This is a genomic window from Pontibacter ummariensis (genome assembly GCF_900188175.1).
Lineage (GTDB): Bacteria > Bacteroidota > Bacteroidia > Cytophagales > Hymenobacteraceae > Pontibacter > Pontibacter ummariensis.
Genome location: NZ_FZOQ01000011.1, coordinates 37,576 through 60,640, shown reverse-complemented (window position 1 = coordinate 60,640; position 23,065 = coordinate 37,576). Strand labels below are relative to the sequence as shown.

Genomic DNA, 23,065 nt, shown 5'->3' with positions numbered 1-23,065 from the left:
TTGTTTAACTAGCAGAACACAGGATGGTAACAGTTGTACCCAAGACATTAGCCCAAGACCGCTATTGGGATCCGAAACGCCTACTTCTACCACTTAAGCGCTGGCTTCTCCTTACCTTTTATCTGGATACAAACTCCTTCAGGGATCTTCCGGATAGGCGCTGGCTGGAGCAACAACTACGTCCAGAGTTGGAGAAGCTCAGGGGCTGTAGCGTGCTTTTTGTTGGGTGTGCTTATTATACTTGGGAGTACCTGCGAGCTTTTCATAAAAGCGTGGACCTAAAGTCTGCAGACATTGATCCTGTTAATAAACTATGGGGAAGTCAAAAGCACCTGATAGCTGATGTGCTCGAGATAGACAATGTCTTGGAACCTAAAAGCATAGACTTGGTGCTCCTAAACGGAGTATTTGGACATGGCGTAGATTCCGTCGAAGCGCAAGAGAAAGCCCTCCGTTCACTACACAGGGTGCTTAAGCCGGGTGGCTATCTTTTAGTTGGTTGGAACTGTGACCGAACCTCTGATCCATTGGCACTGGCAGCTTGTCAAAATCTTTTTTCTAAGTCCGGATATAAGGGCCTGCCTTCTAGAAACTCATTTAAAGAATCTACCCACGTGATTGACTTTTTAAAGGCAAAATAGACCAGTTAAACAATACGTTGGCTATTTTTTTGATATTGATGCTGGGGACGAATACGGTGGTACAGATTGCGCATCTTTTCTAGAATATGATAATCAGAACGATAGAAGTCGCACTGGCTTTTCAATTCCTCTGTGCCCCAGATAGTAAAGCGATTTAGTGTGAGCAGGCTGTTCCTGTCATGTAAACTACTGTAGAAATTTTTTGCGTGGTGTACCGTGATGCCTAGTGCTATTCCTTCTCTCCTACAAACTTCAAGCGTGTGATTGGTATAGTCACCACAAGGATAAGCGATACTCAGGGGCCTGTAGCCAATGATTCGCTCTAATTTAACCTGCGCCTCAACAATTTGACGTTCCACCCCTTCTTCACTGTAGTTAGGGAGCACAGCATGGTCGCAGGTGTGGTTACCAATGTGCACGAGTGGATGTTGGGAAAACTTCCGTAACTCATCTGCAGTCATAGGTCTATCGGTGTCACTGACAGGCTGGAAGGCTCTTTCGCCATACTCAGCCTCCAGGTAGCGCTCAACTTCATCATCTGTCTTGCTTAGAAGCATGTTCTTCTCAGCCAGAATCTCCCCGTCAGTCTTACCTGCCTTCTTCCCTTCCCGGTAAGCCACGTCCCACCAAAAGGCTTTCTCTTGTAACACATGATTTACAGAGACAAAAAAAGTAGCGGGTACCTGAAACTCCTCCAGTATAGGCAAGGCCCTGTGATTATTGTAATACCCATCGTCAAAAGTTATCATCAGGTACTTTTTATCCGGCTCCAGCCCTTTAAGCACGTCCGGCACGGAAACGAAAGTATATCCTTTCTCCAGGTGATAGATTACAAAATCCCGGAACATACCCACCGTTACCTGTTGCTGTGGGTCGCACAAGTGAAGCTTGAGCTCCTCCCTGTCTTTGAACAGTGCATGGAAAAGGTAGGTGTTGAAAGCATTTTGTTCCCGTAATGTAGCCAATACCAAGGGAGCCAGTAACACATCAAGTTGGTGAATGGCTTTACGAAAAGCTGTCTTCATGCAGAAAAGGGTTAGTAGGGTAACCAAAGTAGTATTCGGCGGGGAAAGCTTAAGGCCTTATACTTCTAAAAAGCGAATTGGTTGCGGTGATAAAACTACTTTCTAACCTCGAAAGCTTCTTTCGTCTTTACGGAGAGATGATTTCACGAGGCTGTGTCGCTTAAAAAGACCAGCACAAGTAGAACCTATTTAATGTTTAAAAGTATAAAAGCATTATTGGTTCAACTACAGGAACTTGCACGCCTTGTTCCGAACCAACTGCCCCTGGCGTGCATAAAAGTTTACCCTAAACCCTTTCATATGATGACTGTTGGAGTATGTGGCCCTATAGACCTAAACCTATTACACTGGAACGTACCGAAGGGAACTCTCCCTCCAACGAACGCCTTTCCGCTTACCTCTTATTTTATAAATGCCCTTTTAAGGTCCGGTTATAAAGTTATTGGCTACACAAACTCCAGAGATGTAAGTGAACCAACTGTTGTTGAGAGTGGGAATCTGACTATCTGCATCAGCAGGGAGAAGCCCCAAATGGGCCGACGCTTTTTTAAGTTTGAAATAGAGGACCTAAAAAGAATCATACAGGCCCATCCTGCTGATGTAATCAGCGCTTTCTGGACCTATGAATATGCACTTGCAGCTTTAGGGAGCGGCATCCCCACCATTGCAAACATACATGATGTTGCCAGTAAAATCCTTCTTAAACAACCTGATATGTTTAGGCTGGTACGGTGGTTTATGAATAATAAGGTGATGCAACAGTCTTGTACCCTTGTTGCCAACTCAGACTATACCTACAGCCAACTGTCTGCTTCTACAAAAGAAAAGACAACGGTGATCCCCAACTTCTATCCTGCCGGACTAGAGGGTATTCGACAGGCAGTAAAGCATAAGGGGAATTATATCATTTCCTCTTCCAATGGTTTTACCAAGCGCAAAAACATTCATCTTGCCCTGGAAGCGTTTCAGATTCTACGAAAAGTCTTTCCGGACCTGCAGTACCATCTGATTGGGGTAGACATGGAAGAAAACGGCCCGGCACATCAATATGCAAGCGCCCGGGGCTTGGCAGATGCTGTTCATTTTGTGGGCCCGCTGCCTTACGACAGAACGTTAAAAGAGGTAGCAAACGCGAAAGTACTGCTCTGCTCTTCGATGGAAGAGTCGTTCGGTATGGCCATCCTAGAAGCTATGGTCGTGGGAACTGCCGTAGTTGGCGGAGAAAAAAGCGGTTACGTACCTTCGCTTGTTGACAAGGGTAAAGCAGGAGTTTTATGCAACATATACTCTCCCGATAGCATGGCTGACGCCGTTGCCTTATTGCTCGGCAATAAGGCCCTAAGAGAAAGGTATGAGAGAGCAGCTGCTAATTTTGCCCAGGAGCACTTCTCAGAAGACGTCGTAATTCCACAACACCTCGCACTGTTAAGTAAGCACGTGGCTGTGCCTGTTAACCATACCCAGACGTTTACCGTTTAAAGTGATTACACCCTAACCTAACCCTAGTTATATCCTAGCCCCTCCCTGTTGCTCGTTCTGAGTAATCAGGAAAAGTATGCCCCTAAAGAACCCATATCCACACACTATGATGTGTGGCGTGTTAAATTATTGTTAGGAAAAGAAGCTGTTTACCTCTTAAAGTGATAAACAGAACTAACTAATAAATAAATATTAAAATATTCCTCTTCTACAAAAAACCTTTTACTAATGAAAAAGTATATATGCCTGATTTCGTCCATCAAGCCAATGGAAACGAGGCGTGGCATGCGCTAGTAACACCAGGCATTCAAACTTTACAAGTTCTATTGTAACATCACCCTTACGTATAAAACATGAGAAACAATATTTTCTTTCTCTTGCTACTCCTTTTCACCGCTTCATGCATGACCAAAAAGGAAATAGTCTACCTACAGAACCCGCAGTATAAAGAGAAAGTACCTATAAGCCACACAACTCGGTTCACAGCCTACACCCTACAGCCGAATGATGTACTGTCGGTAAAAGTGCTCAGTGTTGATCCAGACATGGCTAACATGTTTAACATAGTTAACCCGACAAACGCTTTTGGCATGTCTGATCCTGGCTCAATGTACCTGAGCGGTTACACAGTTGACAATGAAGGACTTATTCATCTTCCTACTGTTGGAAAGCTAAAAGTGGAAGGGCTTACAACAAGCCAAACGCAGGAGTTGATCCAGCGCAACCTTAACCGGTATATCAGAGACGCAACAGTAGTCGCAAAGCTAATCAGTTTTAAGATAAGTGTCCTAGGCGATGTCCGTAACCCTGGCTATTACTATATCTATAATGACCGGGCCAACCTTTTCGAAGGCTTAGGCATGGCGGGCGATCTCAACCAGGGAGCCAACCGGAAGAACGTAAAACTGATCCGGCAAAAAGGTGATCAATCGGAAGTCGTTCTACTAGACCTCACAGACCCGAACCTCGTACAATCACAGTATTATTACCTCATGCCTAACGATGTCCTTTATGTGGAACCTCGTGCATCGCAGTTAAAGCGGGATAACCTGGTAGTGGTTAGCGTGATTTTAAGCGTGGTTTCTACAGGGGTCTTGTTGTTAAATTTTCTAAAATAGACAATGAAGAAGAATAAGAAAGATCATGAAATAGACTTAAAAAACTGGCTTTTCAAGTTTAAGTCTAAATGGTATTTGTTTGTTGCCTTTGCCCTGGTATCGCTAGCCTTTGCCTATGTTTATGTTAAAACGTCGCCACGCGTCTATGAGTTTAAGTCTACGCTCCTATTGGGCGACCAGCAAACAGGCTCTAAAAAGGCCCAGGAACTGCTAGAGGTATTGCAGGTACAAAGCAAAGGCATCAAAGTGGAGGATGAGATAGGCCTGCTGCAATCGGCAGAGGTCATTAAACAAGCCTTAAAGCAACTAGACTTCTCTGTAGCATACTACAAAGTCACCGACCATTGGCTCAACAACTTCGGAGACTTGATAGTCGAAGAACAGTATGAGTCTGCCCCTTACCTGGTGAACCTGGACACGACCTCCTACCAATTAGTGGACGTGCCGCTGGTAGTGCGTGTGCTTGATGACAAGACCTATGAGATAAGCATCGAAGGAAAGGACGTTTCGCGTTACGACTTCAGGCAGCACAGTGTTGTGGAGGCATTACCCGAGGTAAACTTTAAAAAGCAGCTGAAGTTTGGTGAACCATACAAGAGCAAGTTCTTAAGCTTTACAATCGAGCGCAACGATATGGAGGACATGGCGCCAGGCAAAGAGTACTTCTTTGTAATTAATAGTCTGGAGAGCCTTGTAAAACAACAGCAGGCTGCCCTTCAGGTTGCCCCCATTGAGCGGGAGGCCCGGGTACTGGTACTCAAAACCAGAGGCAGTATTCCAGAAAAGCAGCTAACCTTTCTTAACAAGCTGATGGAAACGTACGTAGCAAGGGACCTGGAAGAGAAAAATCAGAACGGCCTTAAAACACTAGAGTTCATCGATAGCCAACTGGCCACGTTAACAGACTCTCTGCGTCGGAGCAAGCAGGCGCTCTCTTCATTCCGCTCCAGCAACCGAATCGCGAACATCAACGTGCAATCAAACATTAGTTATGAAAAGCTGTCTCAGCTGGAAGCTGAACGTGCCAGATTAAATACGGATAAGGCATACTACGAGACTATTCTGGATCAGGTCCAGAACGGGAACGGGATTGCTCAATCTGTTTCTCCAACAGTGGCGGGAATACAAAGTCCCATACTGAATAACCTCTTTCTGCAGTTAGCCGACCTTAATCAGAAAAAAGCGGGCTACAGGGTGACAGCAACGGCAGACAATCCGATGTTGCGAAAGATTGAAGGAGAGATAGAAAGTACGCGTGGGGCTATAGTCGCTAACCTGAAAAACCTGATCCGTTCTGCTAACATCTCCATAAATGACGTAAACCGCCGCATATCAGGCATAGAGTCCAACCTTGCGTCCCTACCTGAAAATGAGCGAAAACTGATGGACCTGCAAAGCGAATCTGAGTTCATCGACAAAAAGTATGACTTTCTGTTAGCGAAACGGAGCGAGGCTGCCATAGCGCTGGCGACCAACACCACCGACAAGAAAATTGTGGATCAGGCATCTATGATGGGCAACACACCTGTTAACGTAAAGCCTAAAATGATCTACTTGCTGGCCCTCCTTATAGGCTTGGCAATACCCGCTGGCTTCATTGTGCTGATGGACAATGTAGACAACACCATTCAAGGCAAGGACGATTTAAGCAATACCACAAACATACCTTTCCTGGGTGTAGTTGCCCATGGCTCAAAAGCAGATAAGCTGGCAGTACAGAACACACCTCGCTCAGCTATAGCGGAGTCCTTCAGGTCTATTCGGATTAATCTGCAGTACCTGATGTCTAACAGTAACTTTAAGGTAATAGGTATTACCTCTTCCGTTTCTGGGGAAGGGAAAACTTTCTGTTCTGTTAACCTTAGTTCAGAGCTTGCCTTATCTGGTAAACGCGTAGTCCTGATCGAGTCGGACATGCGCAAGCCTACCTTTACCAATTACTTTAATGCCTCAAAGGCAACAGGACTGTCCTCTTTTTTAACACAGGGCTTACCGTTGCAGGAGGTAGTACAAAAGACTCAGTTGGATAACCTGGATGTAATACCCTGTGGGCCCATTCCTAACAATGCCATTCAGCTGCTGGAGTTACCCAAGATGCAGGAACTGATTGACTTACTTAAGGATGAGTATGACTACGTTGTCATTGATACTCCTCCAATTGGTTTTGTATCTGAGTATTTTGTGCTGATGAGACACATGGACGTAAACCTTTACGTGGTAAAACACAAGTACACAGACAAAGACCTCCTGACCCAAGTAAATGAGCTGTATGCGGCCAAGAAGATCAAAAACATTTATATGATCATCAATGATCTAAACTACAGCAACACGTACGAGTATGGCTATAAGCGCAAGGCTAAGTACTATTATGTGTAGAACCACTTTTTTCTATAGCACGTAAAACATGCTTCTTTTATCCCCATAAATTCAAAGAGTAGGTTTAGTGGGGATAAAGTAACATAACAGTAGCAAATACAGTAGAGATGTGTGGAGAGTAGTTTCAACGGTTGTTGATAAGCAGAGCACAGAAGAGATTAGTAAAACATGCATAATAATTCTGCATAAAGTAGTTCCCTAACTATGCGGCATTATATGAACACCAAAATGGTAGGGTGCTCCTCTGAGGATGATAAATACTTCTGGTACTCCAGAGGTTTCTCCTAAGGTCGCGCTATTATTTTGAGAGCCTTTCTAAACAGTTGAGCTTTCTGTTTCTCAACAAGCTCAACATGCTGTCAGCAAATTATAGACAGTTAACCATACAATTTAAAAGATACAACAAGAACAAAGGAAGCATCCTCAACAGGGTTTATCCTCATTAAAGACTATAATGTATATGTACAATGCTGGCCCTCTTGTTCTTACTACACTTATAATAAACGATAAAACATGACTTTAGGAGTTTGCGGACCTGTTGACTTGAAGTTGCTGGAGTGGGAATTGCAGGGCGTCGATTTTCCTGAAACCAATGCTTTTCCACTTACTTCACATTTTATAAATGGTCTTTTACGCCGGGGGTATAAGGTGATAGCTTATACAAACTCTCCAGTAATTGATGAACCGGTTGTTTATGAGACTACTCAATTGAAAGTATGTGTAGCCAGAAACAAACCACAACCAGGCCGCCGCTTTTTTCTTTTTGAAGTAGAGGACCTTCAACAGCTGATATTAAGACACCCCGCAGATTTTATAAGTGCTTTTTGGTCTTACGAATATGCCTGGGCTGCCTTAAAAACAGGTATTCCTACTGTTGTCAACCTACATGATGTTGCTTCCCAGATCCTTCTCAATCATCGAGATATGTATCGGCTAGTGAGGTGGACTATAAACGCTATCGTAGTACATAAGGCGAAGTACTTGATTGCTAACTCTGAGTATACGTATAATCAATTAGGGAAAAAATTGCGCTCTAAAACAATTACTATTAATAACTTTTACCCTAATAATTTAGAGAGAAGCCTTGCCGCACCTGTGCAGAAAGAAAACTATATAGTATCTGTAGTACAAGGCTTTAGCAGAAGAAAAAACATAGATACTGCTTTAAAGGCTTTCGCAACAATACGAGAAAGGCAGCCAGAAGTTGAATACCATCTTGTAGGTATTGATATGGAAGAGGGCGGGCTTGCTCATCAATACGCAACTACTCACAACTTGGCGGAAGGGGTAAAATTTTTAGGTCCCCTCCCCTTTAATAAAGTGACAGAACACATTGCCAAAGCGAAACTTCTGCTACACTCTTCCCGGGAAGAATCTTTCGGCATGGTGGTTCTGGAAGCAATGGTAGTGGGGACACCTGTTGTTGGAGGAACTGAGAGTGGATTCATCCCTTACTTGCTTAATTATGGGCAAGCAGGCCTATTAACAGACATCAATTCATCTGACGCAATTGCCAGTTCTGTTATTTCTCTTCTTAAAAACGAAACTCTACAGGCAAAGCTCAAACAAGATGGGTACGACTTCGCAGTAAAAAACTTTTCAGAGCAAGTAGTCATTGACAAACACTTAGCCTACTATTCTAAAATATTAGGAAAACAGCTGCAAACTAGAAGTTTAACATCAGTACACACTAGCCAAGAATAGCTACATGTAAGCTGAGCTTCTTATTTAACTGGGTTAAATGAAACTAAACTATACTTTCCTGTTCATACTGCCTCTTGTCATGACTATGCTCCTGGACAACCTTTTCACGGAGCTACTCTCACCTAACAGTGTGGAAACACAGGGCTTTTTGTATAACCTGATCCTAAAAGCAAGTGCAGGCATTGCCTTCTTGTACAGCGCCGTGAAGTTTAAGCGCATGTCTCCCAACATGCGGTTGCTATTCGTTTTAACAACACTATATGTACTGATACTGGCTTATGAATCGCAGTATGGGTATGGGACTCCCTTTGTTTACCCTCATGTATTCATGAAGCTCCTGATGGTGTACTATGCTTTCTTTATATATACCTTTTACAAAGGCGCCTATTATTTAAAGTTCGATCACGTAGTATACTTCATTTTGATTTGCTTTTGTCTGAACGTTCTTATAGTACACCCCGAAACACTTAGCTTGGCTGCCTTCTCTAACCATGAACGCGGTGTCTACTCAACGTCTGTTTACATGCTTGTTGTCCCTTTCTTTTACTTCCTCAGCAAGTATTTTTATGAGGGCAAATTAGGAAACCTGGCTGCCTCGCTTTCTGTGTTAGTAGCAATAGTTTTCTTTCAGCACCGGACCGTTTGGGTAGTGACCGCTGCTGCTCTGGTTATTTATTACTTCCTCATACAGTTTCGGACTTACAAACCGATCAACATTGTTGGAAAAGCACTGCCGATTGCATCTATCATTGGCATTGGGCTTACCCTATGTAGTACCCTTGTATTTTCTATGCACCCCGAGGTAGTGGAGAAACTGCAGGACAATTTTTCCGATATAGAAAACTTCGAATCACAAGGAACAGGAGCATGGCGTTACGCACAGTGGCTCTCCTATTGGCCTTTTATACAGGATAACTTCCTGTTCGGCATGCGTTTCGACGGATTTGAATTACCTATTCAGTTTTATAGGGAAGACCTTGACAAGCCTATGTTTGAAGACGGCAATGGGCACTTCTTTCACAGTTTTTACATAGACGTCCTTTTTTACGTTGGAGCAGCGGGCTTAGTCCTGTATGTGAGTTTGTTTGCACTACCTCTAATCAAAGCCTTGCGAGCAAAGTACCTTACCATAAACCAGATAATATTGGTAACCTTCGTCTCTACTGGATTTGTTTTTGGCTTTTCTTATATACTTCCCCCATTTTACTATGGGATTCTAGGATGGTGCATCGTTGCGCTAGAGAAAGAAAAAGTTCAAAAGCCTAGTTACCTAACGGAATTTGCAAAACGTATACGAGATAAAAAGCGCGCTTCTCCTGTCTCCCTCATAGGGAGAATTTAAGCACAACCTCTGTCTTTAAATAGAAGTAGAAGAATACACAAAACCCTTATTTCATATACGAGTATGTCTTTGCCGAAAGAACCTTTGCGCACACCTGTATTGCTGATCCTATTTAACCGACCCCACACTACACAACAAGTATTTGAACGTATTCGCCAAGTAAGACCCGAAAAGTTGTACATAGCAGCTGATGGCCCTCGCGCGCACGTGCCTACAGATGCAACAAAGTGTGCAGAAACCCGTCTCATTGTAGAGCAAATCGACTGGGACTGCGAGGTAAAGACACTTTTCCAGAAGGAGAACTTAGGTTGTGGCCTATCGCCCTCTCGCTCTATCTCCTGGCTGTTCGAAAATGAGGAAACCGGAATCATCTTAGAGGATGACTGTGTTCCTGCAAAAAGCTTTTTCTGGTATTGTCAAGAAGTACTTGAAAAGTACCGTTATGATACCAGGGTTATGCATATAAGCGGCAATAATTACTTAGATGGCTGGCACCGAGACAGTGATTACTCTTATTACTTCTCAAACAAGGTAAATGCCTGGGGATGGGCTACTTGGCGCAGAGCCTGGGAGTTATTCGACTTTAACATTCCAAACTATCCTGAACTTAAACAGAAAGGTTACTTAAATGGTATCTTCTTAAATAAGTTCGAAAAAGCGTATCGGTTAGGTCAGTTAAACAAGACTTTCTCCAATATAAAAAAAGGAGATGTCTGGGACTACCAATGGGAGTTTACTGTATACAGTAATTCTGGCTTATGTGTTATTCCTGAAGTGAACTTGGTTCGAAACATAGGCTTTGGAAAAGACGCTACCCACACCTTTAACCTCTATGATAAAAACGCTTTTGTACAGGAACAGGAAATAGCACTTCCACTGCGACACCCAAAGTTCGTTATCCGGGACATCGAGTCTGACAGGCGTAACTTTAACTATTTCTTGCGAAACAAAGTAAATGCCAAGCTTAAAAGCATCTTCAGTTTATAAAAGCCAGCCATGAAACTACTCATATCAGCATATGCTTGTGAACCTAACCGGGGAACAGAGCTTGGAAATGGCTGGAATTGGGCATTGAACAGCGCCAAACTGGGTCATGAAGTTTGGTGCCTCACTACAGTGGAGGGTAAAGAGAACATTGAAGCTGAAGTGAAAAAACTTGCCTTGCCTAACCTACATATAGTGTTTGTTGAGGTCCCGAAGCTGATTGATCTAGCTTTTAAGTATCATCTTGGTTTTTACCTGCACTATGTAGTTTGGCAACAGTATGCCTTCCGAAAAGCCAAAGCGTTAGACAAAAATGTCGACTTTGACCTAGTTCACCACGTTACAATTGGAAGCCTTCAACTAGGAACGTCTCTTTGGAGACTTAACAAGCCGCTTTTTTTTGGGCCTGCCGGGGGAGGGCAGAGCGCCCCTAAGGCCTTCCGAAAGTATTTCTATAAGTGGTGGAAGGAAGAAGTAGCCCGTTCCTTGATAAGCAAGCTTTTACTAGCCATAAATCCCGACGTTAAGAAAACAATGCGTTATGCTTCACTGGTGCTCACAACAAACGAAGATACCTATTATATGGCAAGCAAGGCGGGGGCTCTAAACCCACAGATGTTTTTGGACACCAGTTTGCCTGAAGACTTCTTCCCTACTACCTGCCCAGTCCGCACCCCTACTGAGACTTTGAAGATTTTGTGGGTGGGCCGTTTATTTGCCCGTAAAGGTTTGCCTGTTGTTTTGGAGGCCCTAAGCAGGGTAAGGCCTGAGCTTAAGTTTGAGTTAACTATTTTAGGAGACGGATTAATGCATGACTTCGTACCACAGTGGATTCAGGAGTACAAGCTAACAGGAAAAGTAACTTGGAAAGGATTGGTCCCTTGGGAAGAGGTACAAGAAGCTTACACCAAGCATGATTTATTCATGTTCTGCAGCCTGCGTGACTCATCCCCGGCCCAGTTTCTGGAGGCCATGGCGTACGGACTTCCTATAATCACCCTGGACCTGCACGGGGGCAAAGCTCTGGTGCCCGATGCTGCCAGCATAAAAGTACCAGTCAGCTCTCCGGAGCAAACTTCGTACGAACTTGCCAGGGCAGTGGAGAGGCTCTATGACAATCCCAATCTGAGAAACCAAATGGGGAAGGTCGGCTACAACTTTGCTAAGACCCAAACCTGGCCTATCAAAACAAAACATATTAATAACTTATACGGTAAGTACAGCAGCGTAGAACCCCAAGGATTTACCGTGTTACCCTAGCCCTTATTCGATAGAGATGATATATATTGTCATACCTGTTTTTAATAGAAAGCATTATACAAGGGAATGTTTGCTGTCCTTAAGAAAGGGAACAAACAAAGACTACAAAGTGATCGTCGTGGACGACGGATCCACAGACGGTACTGCAGATATGCTACGGCGTGAGTTCCCGGAAGTAGAGGTACTTTTTGGGAACGGCAGCCTCTTTTGGACAGCGAGCGTAAACTTGGGCATCCGACATGCCCTACAAGCTGGGGCTCAATATATAATGACGCTGAACAACGATTTAGAGGTAGCCCCAGACTTCTTGGAAAACACCTACAAGTTTATCCCAGTAAAGCCTTCGGCAGTTATTGGAGCTTTAGAGCTGGATGCGTTGACCAGGGAGCCAGCTTTTGGAGGCGAAATAATAGACTTTAAGCGAAACAAGGTACGGTATCTTTTACAGGAGCTGCCAAAGGATAAACAAAAAGGCCTTCATCGTGTATCCCAATTGCCTGGCAGGGGTCTTCTAATCCCTAGAACAGTATTTGAAACTGTTGGTCTCTTTGACCAGGATAACTTCCCACATTATGTTGCAGACTATGACTTTACGCACACTGCCCTTCGGCATGGCTTTGAGCTTTATTGTAACTACGATGCTAAGCTGTATACCTACCCGGAAGAAAGCGGCGAACGCCAGAACAGGAAGAGCAAGTCAGTCAGAAACTTTTATAAGCACCTGTTTGACATAAAGGGAGGGGGCAACTTGCGTGACTTTACCCGTTTTACCCTTAAGAACTGTCCCAGGCCTTATATCCCCTACTATTTGGTGAATGGCTATGCTCGTCGCATCCTGGGCTACGTGCTAAAGTAGCAGATGAAGGTTCGCAGAGAACAAAGCAGCCATCTACAGCCCGCACCGCCGATCAAAAACAAACGGTATTGGTATATAGGGGCCGTAACACTCGTCCTCCTGTTGCTGAATTTCAAGCAACAATGGCTCTTTCATAAACTTGCTTCCAAGCTGATACAACAAACGAGTATCGCCCAGAGCTACAGTGGCCCTATAGTGATCACGAAGGGGGGCACCTACCGGGGCAACTGGGAGTCGAAGGACTCGAACGTGCCGGCCGTGGACATCCGCACGTCCGAGCCTGTGATAATCGAGTACTCCAACATCCGGGGGGCCGGCTACCTGATCAAGAGCTGGTACTATGCAGCCAACATCACCGTCCGCCACACCAACGGCTACGGCATCACCCCCACCCCCTACAGCGACTACGAGAAGCCCCGCCGCTTCCTCACCGTCGACGGCTTCAAGAACGTCGTTGTCGAGCACTGCTACTTGGAGCACACTGCCGGCATCAACCTGGCCCTCCGCTACGAGGGAGACGGGACCGAGCGCGAGACGGTGAAAATCCGCTACAACAAAGTGAAGAACATCGACGGGCGCATCTACGGAAAGGACGCCGGCGTCAACTTCGTGGGCTTTAACTTCAGGGGCTCCCTGCGCCACGCCGAGATCGCCTGGAACCAGGTCATCAACGACCCCAACAACTCCAGGGTGGAGGACAACATCAACATGTACAACTCCCGCGGAACGGCAGACTCCCGCATCCGTATCCACAACAACTACATCCAGGGGGCCTTCCCCCTCAACGCCAAGCACAACGACTACTCCGGGGGCGGCATCATCACCGACGGCGACGGGGACATCAACACCTGCCCGGCCTACATCGAGGCCTACAACAACCAGCTCGTGGGCTTGGGCAACTACTCGATGGGCATTGCCGGGGGCAACAACATCCGCTACCACCACAACCGGGCCGTGAACGCGGCCACCTTCCCCGACGGCTCCAGGTACAACATGTACACCTCCGGCATGTGGGGCAGCGACTACTACAAGAAGAACACCACCTTCTCCAACTCCATCGACAACAACGTGATAGGCGTGGTGGCCTGGGGGTGGCCCAACGACAGGAACGACATCTCCGTGGCTGAGTACACCGACTTCTCCGACAACACCTTCCTGCCCAACCCCATCACACGTCAGACTGAGGCCGGCGAGTACGACCTGTGGGTGCAGAAACTGCAGAAAAATGGAATAACTCTAGGACCTGACGGATCTATAAATTAAACATAAAATGGAATAGCTGCTCTATGGAGCGCCACAACTGAGGATGCTCTTTCACCCCTCTTATATATGAAAGCCGATACTTCAGAACCAGGCTTATTCAGGAACATTTGGATTGTTAGATCAGTATATATAGCACTATTAATAAACAAAACATAGTCTTTATGGTAGTAATGAATTATAAGGCAGGACAATTGGCAAATAGGCTTTTTTACTTTGCCCATTTCGTCTCGAACAGCGTAGAATACGACTATGAGTTAATAAACCCTTCCTTCGATGATTATAAGGACTATTTTATAGCCACTGCTAAGAATGATTTTGAAGGCCTGAAAGTAAGCATTGGTATATCCCAAAACAGCTCATTGGACAGTTTTCTCAGAAAGTCTATCAATGTCCTGCATAAAGTGCTGCTCCCTCCTTTAAGGGAAACCTCCTTTTACTACTTTCATTCCATCAAAGAGAATGACAGAAACGATGTGGACTTCGATATGAACCAACCTAACTTTATAGAAGCTGCCAAACAAAAAACAGTTTTTGTAGATGGCTGGCTCTACCGAGACCCAAAAAACTTTAAGAAACATGCTTCTACCCTAAGAAAAGTTTTTACCCCGCAGCCCAAGTATACAGATGAGGTATGCCAAATAATTGATCGCTGCAGATTGCAAGGAGATCTTGTCGTTGGCATTCATATAAGACGAGGTGACTACAAAGCGTATAATAATGGCTACTGGTACTATGAGGATGAGGTTTACCGTGAGAAAATGAAGGCACTTGAAAAATCTATCTCCGTCGACGGGAGGAAGTGTGTGTTTCTGGTTTGCTCGAACGAGCCCATTAATAAAGCTAATTACGAAGGCTTAGAGATAGTAGCAGATAACAGGCATTTTATGGTAGACTTGTATGCTCTTGCCAAATGTGACTATATAATGGGCCCTCCAAGTACCTTTACCATGTGGGCATCCTTCTATGGGCAAGTGCCACTGTTAACCTTAGACAGCCGCTACAAACAGGTTGACCTGGCTGATTTCTATATAGTAACAAAGGGCTAACATACTTTTGTTGCCACCTTAACTTGGAGGGCAACAAAAGATTTTAAGCTTTACATCTCCTTCCTCTAAGGCTACTTTGTAGCCGGCTGTACTATAAAGGTTCTGCACACCCCATTCTACCTAACTAAACTGTAGGCAACATAAAAGTTAAGCCCCCAGAAAGAGCTTTAAGGAAATGTAGTCATGTTCTCTTGAGCTATCTGCTTTCTCCCATCGTCCCTTCTAATAAGAGCTTCAGACTCATAGTAAACCTCTGCTACAGTCTTGAGCTTTAATTTGCCAGGCTGCTAACACAGTTCCCTGTATACTCTCGAGTAAACACGAAATTCATATAACACAGGGTAGACTCCACAAAGTGTGGCGAAAAATCCACAGTTTAATACGCACAACAAGCTATACAGTCTCTTTTCCTGTGAAAGTGTGGAACTATTCCACACCAAAAAGTACAAAATACCATTCGCTAAATATTAACATTATACTATATTTAACAAAGCGTATATATTGAATTATTCTTTTTTGAAGTAAAATGAAACAAATAAAAAGGTTCCCATTCACCCCAAGTTTTAGAAATAAATTATAGCTCTAAGGCTGAAAGCACTTATATAACTATTTATAGCAACCATAAGTAAAACGAACCCTCACACAAACTAAAAACAAGCCCACACAAGCCAATTAAAGCATTTTTTAGCAGCAGAACTACTTGCACTTTAAACACACCCCTTGTTTTTTTAAAGGAAGTTAAAAGAAATACTAGCATTTATAAAATTTTCCTATCTATATTTGCAACAACTTATATAATAACAATTTAATCCGCAGGTGCCACAAATTAGTGGAGTTGAACTGAAGAGAATCCTGAGCATACATCCTCCGCCAAAGGTTAATTCAGGGTTTTACAAAAAGTATAATCACAAAATATTCTAATTTTCAACTTTTAGCCAAAGAAGATGTACACAACAACCTCTTTCTTAAACAAGAGGGCTGGACAAGTATTACTAGCCCACATTGTCGCTTACGTCTTGATCTTGTTCCTCTCCTCTAATGCAATCGCCCAGAGCTACAGTGGCCCTATAGTGATCACGAAGGGGGGCACCTACCGGGGCAACTGGGAGTCGAAGGACTCGAACGTGCCGGCCGTGGACATCCGCACGTCCGAGCCTGTGATAATCGAGTACTCCAACATCCGGGGGGCCGGCTACCTGATCAAGAGCTGGTACTATGCAGCCAACATCACCGTCCGCCACACCAACGGCTACGGCATCACCCCCACCCCCTACAGCGACTACGAGAAGCCCCGCCGCTTCCTCACCGTCGACGGCTTCAAGAACGTCGTTGTCGAGCACTGCTACTTGGAGCACACTGCCGGCATCAACCTGGCCCTCCGCTACGAGGGAGACGGGACCGAGCGCGAGACGGTGAAAATCCGCTACAACAAAGTGAAGAACATCGACGGGCGCATCTACGGAAAGGACGCCGGCGTCAACTTCGTGGGCTTTAACTTCAGGGGCTCCCTGCGCCACGCCGAGATCGCCTGGAACCAGGTCATCAACGACCCCAACAACTCCAGGGTGGAGGACAACATCAACATGTACAACTCCCGCGGAACGGCAGACTCCCGCATCCGTATCCACAACAACTACATCCAGGGGGCCTTCCCCCTCAACGCCAAGCACAACGACTACTCCGGGGGCGGCATCATCACCGACGGCGACGGGGACATCAACACCTGCCCGGCCTACATCGAGGCCTACAACAACCAGCTCGTGGGCTTGGGCAACTACTCGATGGGCATTGCCGGGGGCAACAACATCCGCTACCACCACAACCGGGCCGTGAACGCGGCCACCTTCCCCGACGGCTCCAGGTACAACATGTACACCTCCGGCATGTGGGGCAGCGACTACTACAAGAAGAACACCACCTTCTCCAACTCCATCGACAACAACGTGATAGGCGTGGTGGCCTGGGGGTGGCCCAACGACAGGAACGACATCTCCGTGGCTGAGTACACCGACTTCTCCGACAACACCTTCCTGCCCAACCCCATCACACGTCAGACTGAGGCCGGCGAGTACGACCTGTGGGTGCAGAAACTGCAGAAAAATGGAATAACTCTAGGACCTGACGGATCAGCTGCCTCTGCTCCTGCTAACCAAGCACCAACTGTAGCTATCGCTTCTCCCGTTGCCAATGCAGAGCTCACACAAGGCACCTCTATCGTGATCCAGGCAAATGCCAATGACAGTGATGGCTCTGTAACGAAAGTGGAGTTCTACCAAGGGTCTGTAAAATTAGGCGAAGATACCAGCGCACCTTACAGCTATACATGGAACAACGCAAATGCCGGAAGCTACAGCCTTACAGCGAAGGCCTTTGATAATGCAGGAGCATCCAAGGTGTCTTCATCCGTAAATATCACTATAAACGCTGCCCTTTCTACCACTACTGAACCGACTAGCCCTACGACGACAAGCCCAAGCGGCACCACAACTGGTAAGATTATTTTGGAGCACTGGACGAACCTGACAGGCAGCGGCACGAGCTCCATTCCAGTAACGCAGAAACCAAGCAGCACCAAGGAGCTGTCCCTGTTCGAGGCGCCAAGCAACATCGGCGACAACTACGGTAACCGTGTGAGAGGCTATGTAACCGCTCCGCAGTCCGGCCAGTACACTTTCTGGATCGCCGGCGACAACAACGCAGAGCTTTACATAAGCACCTCTGAGGACCCGGCGCAAAAGAAGAAGATCGCCTACGTGAACGGGTGGACTAACCCAAGAGAGTGGAACAAGTACTCTTCCCAGCAGTCAGTGAAGATCACGCTGGAGGCAGGCAAGCGCTACTACATCGAGGCCCTGCATAAGGAAGAGGGAGGCGGGGACAACCTGGCCGTGGGCTGGGAGCTGCCAAACGGCGCCAAGGAAACGCCGATCGCCGGAAACAGGCTGTCTGTGTTCGGAAGCACAGCTGTTGCCACTGAAACGCCAGCGCCTGCTCCTACAGAAGAAGTGGTAAACGCCACCGGTAAGATTATTTTGGAGCACTGGACGAACCTGACAGGCAGCGGCACGAGCTCCATTCCAGTAACGCAGAAACCAAGCAGCACCAAGGAGCTGTCCCTGTTCGAGGCGCCAAGCAACATCGGCGACAACTACGGTAACCGTGTGAGAGGCTATGTAACCGCTCCGCAGTCCGGCCAGTACACTTTCTGGATCGCCGGCGACAACAACGCAGAGCTTTACATAAGCACCTCTGAGGACCCGGCGCAAAAGAAGAAGATCGCCTACGTGAACGGGTGGACTAACCCAAGAGAGTGGAACAAGTACTCTTCCCAGCAGTCAGTGAAGATCACGCTGGAGGCAGGCAAGCGCTACTACATCGAGGCCCTGCATAAGGAAGAGGGAGGCGGGGACAACCTGGCCGTGGGCTGGGAGCTGCCAAACGGCGCCAAGGAAATGCCAATCGCCGGAAACAGGCTGTCGCCTTACACAATCCAGATGGAATCTGTATCTGCGATGCATGTAAGCAAAGTAGCAGAGTCTGTACCATTCTTTGAGAATGCTACTGCTTACCCTAACCCTTTCCATGACATGATTACACTAAACATGGGAGAGCAGGAAGTGAAGCTACAGGAAGTCGTGCTACTAAACCAGACAGGGAAAGTAGTTTACCGAGCAGAAAGCCTGGAACTGACAAACAACAGCCTGGTATTAAACCTGGCCGGTGTAAACTTGACAACGGGCTTGTATATCCTGAAGTATACTGACACAGCAGGTAACAGCAAGAGTATAAAAGTGGTGAAGCAGTAATAACTAACACCTGAAAACAAAAAGGGCCCGTAATGCTACGGGCCCTTTTTGTTTTACCTCTGCGCTGACTTACTTTATCACCACCTTCCGATTGAGCTTGCGCTCAGTTGAGAAAAGCAGAAGGTTGTACAAACCTGGAGAGAGCTCCCTTGCCGGATGAACAGTTAACTTTACAGATCCGTCAGGGCGGGCTCTCGTTTGTCGTTCCAGTATCTTCCTTCCGGTAATGTCTGTTAGGGTGAGCTTGATGCTCTCAGACGGAGAAAGCCTTGATACGAACAGGTGTAGTTGCTTCCCCGTTGTGGGGTTTGGAAAGACTTCAAAAGTTCCATCAAAAGCCTTGTTATCCGTTATGCCAAGAGGTGTCAAGCCACAATAAGTACCGCTTCCTCCGTTAAACAGCTCTGCCACTTCAGCCTGCGTCACAGCTCTTCGGTACACCTTAAACTCATCCAGGTCACCGGCAAAGTGATAGCCGTTCGCACGGTCCAGGTAGCCTAGGTTCACAGCGGCCTGCCCTTCAAAGCCATTGACGTAGTCATACTCTCCCTCCGCAAGCAGCACACCATCCACAAAGAACCTGTTCATATTGCTCTCTCCGTCTCGTACCGCCAGTACGTGATGCCACTTTCCATCATTTAACACAGGCCCCTCATCCCCTCCGAGCTGTAGGCCACTGTGGGTAATATCCTTCAGCATGAAAACAGCCTTGCCCTGTGGGGTTACCCCTATCCACCAATGCAAGCCTAATCCCTGGGCAGAAGCGTCACGCCCCACGATAACAACATTCTCGGCTGAGGTTGCATCGGTCTTAAACCAGAACCCCATACTAAAGCTGTCGTCCGCTCCCCAGTTAAAGCTAGTGGCATTGGTAATGTTTATCCCTGTTTCTGTGTTACGGAATCGCTGCCCACCCAAAAACTTCCCGTTAACGGCTTCCGGGCAGTTTTCGCAAGAGGCATTAACCGCTGTAGCATAGTCATCAAATATCTCCCCTTCTGCCTCATCTAAACTGAAGTAGTGCTCCAGGCCTGGCAAGCAACTAGGCATCTCTACAAGGCCGCCATCTCCTACTGTAATGCGGACAGGTTCTGAAGTTGCATGATGCCCCTCCAGGTCAGTAGCTTTAGCCGTGATAGTGTAAATACCGGCAGGCGTGTTCTCCCAGGTGTAGCTAAACGGAGCCGCGGTGGATTGGCCTATCAAGGACGTTCCGTTAAAATACTCAACTTTTTCCCAGGCTCTGGCTTCGTCAGCAAAGCGCACTGAAAGCGCCACTGCCCCCCCTTCTGCAAAGGTTGCATTGTTCGCAGGGCTAGCCATAGATACAGCAGCAACTACTCCATTACTACAATCTGGATAAACGTCCACGTAGTCAGAAGCCGACAGGCCGCCAGAGTCTGTTACCTTCAGGTTTACCCTGTAAAAATAGATTTCACCATCACAGCCAATAGGCGTTAGAGTAGCGCTCGTTATATGCTCATTATCCACAGGATCAGGATGCGTATGGGTATTATGGTGTAATGCCACCTGCCACTCATACGTTAGCTGCTCGTCTGCGTCCTCCCCGTCCGTTACATCAGCCCGTAGCTCATAAGTGGTCATCGCATTAAGGGGGTACTTCGAATCTGCCGACGGGCTAACAATACTTACAGTTGGCGGCGTATTGTTTACCGTAATACTCAGTTTATCTGTATCACTCAGTCCTTCAGAGTCTGTTACTGTTAAGACAACGTCAAAAGATTTGACGCCAGTGGCTGTAAAAGTATGCTGCGCTGTTACCTCATTTACAGGGTTAGATCCATCTCCGAAGTTCCATTCATACGCTAGGTTTTCGTCTTCTGCATCTGTTGATTTGACTGCAGAGAAGTTAAGTGTTAAAGGGCTTTCTCCATACAGCTTGTCAACTTCCGCAACAGCTTTTGGAGGAGTATTGTCCCCATAGTAAGCTACTTTCTTAATTTGCGTAGCATAATTGACATAATACAACTCTCCTGTTGCAGGGTTAGTTGCAAAGGCAGTAACCCGGGCATCTTTATCAACAAAACTGTTAATCTCCTTTGGCGCATGCGCCTCATCAATCACAAGGTTCTTGATCCAACCAGCTCCGTAATCACCAAAGAAGTACGTGTTTCTGTACTGCTCTGGAAAATTATCTCCGAAGTACCAGATACCGCCCGTAGAAGAACTGCCATAAAAGGGCTCTCCCGAAACTGGTGACCCTGGGTCCCCTACCTTCACGACAGCAGCTTCTTCGCCCTCAAAAGTGCCCGTTCTTGTAATAGGGGTAGGTTCTACACCATCTTTAGGTATTGCATTCACCCACTCCAAAATAGGCCGGGTATGTACAAAAGTGGGCACCCCCTCTGGAACGGTATAATTCCAGTTACAGAAGTTCCCAAAGTAAGGATCTTCTGTACGTCTAGGCTGCATGATCAGGTCATTATAAGCGATGTACTCCTCGTCGCAGTTCCCCTCCCCATACAAGGGGTTAGGAATGTCCACATTAGGCACACGGCGGTGAAAGTAGTAGGGCATCTGCTCCAGTCCTTCATAAAAGGGCCATCCAAAATTCACCCCCCCATTGGTTGCTACGTTTATCTCTTCCCAAGCCAGCCAACCCACATCGCCGACATAAAGAGTACCTGGAGAGTTAGCGCTACCTGTTCCTGGCTTTACTGTAAAGCGGAATGGGTTCCGGAGACCTAAAACCCACACTCTAGAGGAGGCAGCACGGGGCTTAGAAGCATCATAAAAAGGGTTCGAGGGCAATCCGTCACCTGTGGCAGGGTCGATACGTAAAATCTTTCCGTTTAATGAGTTAATCTGCTGAGCTCTATATGCCCCTATGTTTTGCTTTTCTGTGATGATACCGTCTGCTAATGCTTGGGGAATATAAGTATCTATCGGAATCTGGTCCTTCGGATCATCCTCATGGTAACCTGCATCCGACCAACCGGCTGATGCACCATCACCCACAGAAATCAGCAATGACCCGTCTTCACCAAATACAAGAGAACCCACACCATGAGATTCGTAAAGGATGGGAATACCTGTAGAAGGACTCTCACCAAGCAATATCTTGCGGCTATTTAAGTCTGCGGTTAAGTTCCCGTTCTGATCAATGACTTTATACCGTGTGACGCGCCCAATAGTAGCTTCTCTTTGACTTGTTTTGGAGGGATCGTAGCTACCGGAGCCAGCATTCATCAGGTAATTCCTGTCTACTACATAGAGTAGATAAACATAGCCGTTGCGCCCAAAGGCTGGATCCAGGGCAAAACCGAGCAGACCATGGTCTCCCCAATCGCCCACCTCTGCCGTTAGATCTATCAATGGCTGCTTCGCTTTCTCGCCGTTATCAACCACCCATACCTTACCGGCTTTCTCCCACACAAACATGTTCTGGCCATCATCTGAGAAGGTAATCCCAACGGCAGCGTTCCACTTGCCTTCAACTTCCTCTTCTGCAAAGCCGGCGGGCAACTGAGCCTGCGCTTTGTATTGTATTAATAAAAGCAACAGCAGAAAAATTATCCTACACAGACTCCTCTGAGGGCTAGGGTAAAATTTCCTCATTAACGAAACAAGGGAAAGAGGCAGAGTGCAACACTCAAAATGCTTGTACATTTGATTCATGTCCAGATGATTGTCAATCAAACATTATCCCCTAATACCAGGAGACCAGTGAATAATTAAAAAGGAGAATTCTAAAAACGGAATATTGAGATATTAACTAGAGGAAGTACGCAGCTTATGCTAGGGGGTTGTGGTACTAGAAGCAGTTTGTGGATGATTTTTCAACAGCTAAGCCAATTAAGTCTGTTTAACAGAACCGCTAAACGCCGATGATACAGAATGACTTGGACAGAGATAACCAAACCATAAGCAACATGGACCACGAGTGAGTTCAAAACACGCCCTTCACCCCGCCACAAGGAGCCTACCTATATTTTAAAAGTACAGTGGTGAAGAAATTACCGGTTGCAGAGAATTTTGGCGTGGTTACTTAAATGGGCATTCGGAAAAAGAGTAAAGAAACATCAGAAGCCAAGACCCTTCGGCTACACTTTTGTTTCCATTCGTTGTGTTTCGTAACATAGGGCAGCCATTATGTTACCATAGCTGGCGGACGACTCGCACAGACGCTCTAAACAAAGCTTTA

The 23,065-nt window shown here is 46.3% G+C and carries 14 protein-coding genes; 12 read left to right on the top strand and 2 right to left on the bottom strand.

The genetic code is table 11. The annotated features are described in order from the left end of the window. Positions 1–23: 23 nt before the first annotated feature. The gene (locus CHB92_RS12740) at positions 24–641 is read left to right on the top strand and encodes a class I SAM-dependent methyltransferase (protein WP_089319606.1); all 618 of its coding nucleotides are present in this window, start codon (positions 24–26) and stop codon (positions 639–641) included. 5 nt (positions 642–646) lie between these two features. Here CHB92_RS12740 and CHB92_RS12735 read toward each other — a convergent pair whose 3' ends face one another. Next, on the bottom strand, positions 647–1,666 hold the full coding sequence (locus CHB92_RS12735) for a polysaccharide deacetylase family protein (protein ID WP_089319605.1): 1,020 nt from the start codon (positions 1,664–1,666) through the stop codon (positions 647–649). Positions 1,667–1,966: 300 nt separating this feature from the next. On the opposite strand from CHB92_RS12735, the gene CHB92_RS12730 reads away from it, so the two are divergent. The 11 genes from CHB92_RS12730 (at position 1,967) to CHB92_RS12680 (ending at position 18,900) form a co-directional block, all read left to right on the top strand. Continuing rightward, entirely contained in the window at positions 1,967–3,145 is a 1,179-nt protein-coding gene (locus CHB92_RS12730) for a glycosyltransferase family 4 protein (RefSeq protein ID WP_179223036.1), read from the top strand. A gap of 353 nt (positions 3,146–3,498) precedes the next feature. Next, positions 3,499–4,263, top strand: a complete 765-nt coding sequence (locus CHB92_RS12725; protein ID WP_089319603.1) for a polysaccharide biosynthesis/export family protein — start codon at positions 3,499–3,501, stop codon at positions 4,261–4,263. Positions 4,264–4,266: 3 nt separating this feature from the next. Further along, entirely contained in the window at positions 4,267–6,639 is a 2,373-nt protein-coding gene (locus CHB92_RS12720) for a GumC family protein (protein ID WP_089319602.1), read from the top strand. Between the two features lie 513 nt (positions 6,640–7,152). Then, positions 7,153–8,343 carry a glycosyltransferase family 4 protein gene (locus CHB92_RS12715; protein WP_089319601.1) on the top strand — a complete coding sequence of 397 codons (1,191 nt, stop codon included), beginning with the start codon at positions 7,153–7,155 and terminating at the stop codon, positions 8,341–8,343. Between the two features lie 217 nt (positions 8,344–8,560). After that, entirely contained in the window at positions 8,561–9,685 is a 1,125-nt protein-coding gene (locus CHB92_RS12710) for an O-antigen ligase family protein (RefSeq protein ID WP_245842545.1), read from the top strand. 174 nt (positions 9,686–9,859) lie between these two features. Then, positions 9,860–10,672, top strand: a complete 813-nt coding sequence (locus CHB92_RS12705) for a nucleotide-diphospho-sugar transferase (protein ID WP_245842543.1) — start codon at positions 9,860–9,862, stop codon at positions 10,670–10,672. A 9-nt stretch (positions 10,673–10,681) separates the two neighbouring features. Then, positions 10,682–11,929: a glycosyltransferase family 4 protein gene (locus CHB92_RS12700; RefSeq protein WP_089319598.1), complete on the top strand. Its 1,248-nt coding sequence runs from the start codon at positions 10,682–10,684 to the stop codon at positions 11,927–11,929. 16 nt (positions 11,930–11,945) lie between these two features. Beyond that, entirely contained in the window at positions 11,946–12,785 is an 840-nt protein-coding gene (locus tag CHB92_RS12695) for a glycosyltransferase family 2 protein (protein WP_089319597.1), read from the top strand. 471 nt (positions 12,786–13,256) lie between these two features. Further along, positions 13,257–14,048: a hypothetical protein gene (locus CHB92_RS12690; RefSeq protein WP_245842539.1), complete on the top strand. Its 792-nt coding sequence runs from the start codon at positions 13,257–13,259 to the stop codon at positions 14,046–14,048. A 161-nt stretch (positions 14,049–14,209) separates the two neighbouring features. Further along, entirely contained in the window at positions 14,210–15,094 is an 885-nt protein-coding gene (locus CHB92_RS12685; protein ID WP_089319596.1) for an O-fucosyltransferase family protein, read from the top strand. 944 nt (positions 15,095–16,038) lie between these two features. Beyond that, complete coding sequence (locus tag CHB92_RS12680; RefSeq protein WP_089319595.1) at positions 16,039–18,900, top strand: PA14 domain-containing protein; 2,862 nt, start codon at positions 16,039–16,041, stop codon at positions 18,898–18,900. A gap of 69 nt (positions 18,901–18,969) precedes the next feature. On the opposite strand, the gene CHB92_RS12675 is transcribed toward CHB92_RS12680, so the two are convergent. Continuing rightward, a complete protein-coding gene (locus CHB92_RS12675; RefSeq protein ID WP_179223035.1) occupies positions 18,970–22,422 on the bottom strand; it encodes a PQQ-dependent sugar dehydrogenase in 3,453 nt (1,150 codons plus the stop codon). Positions 22,423–23,065 lie beyond the last annotated feature (643 nt).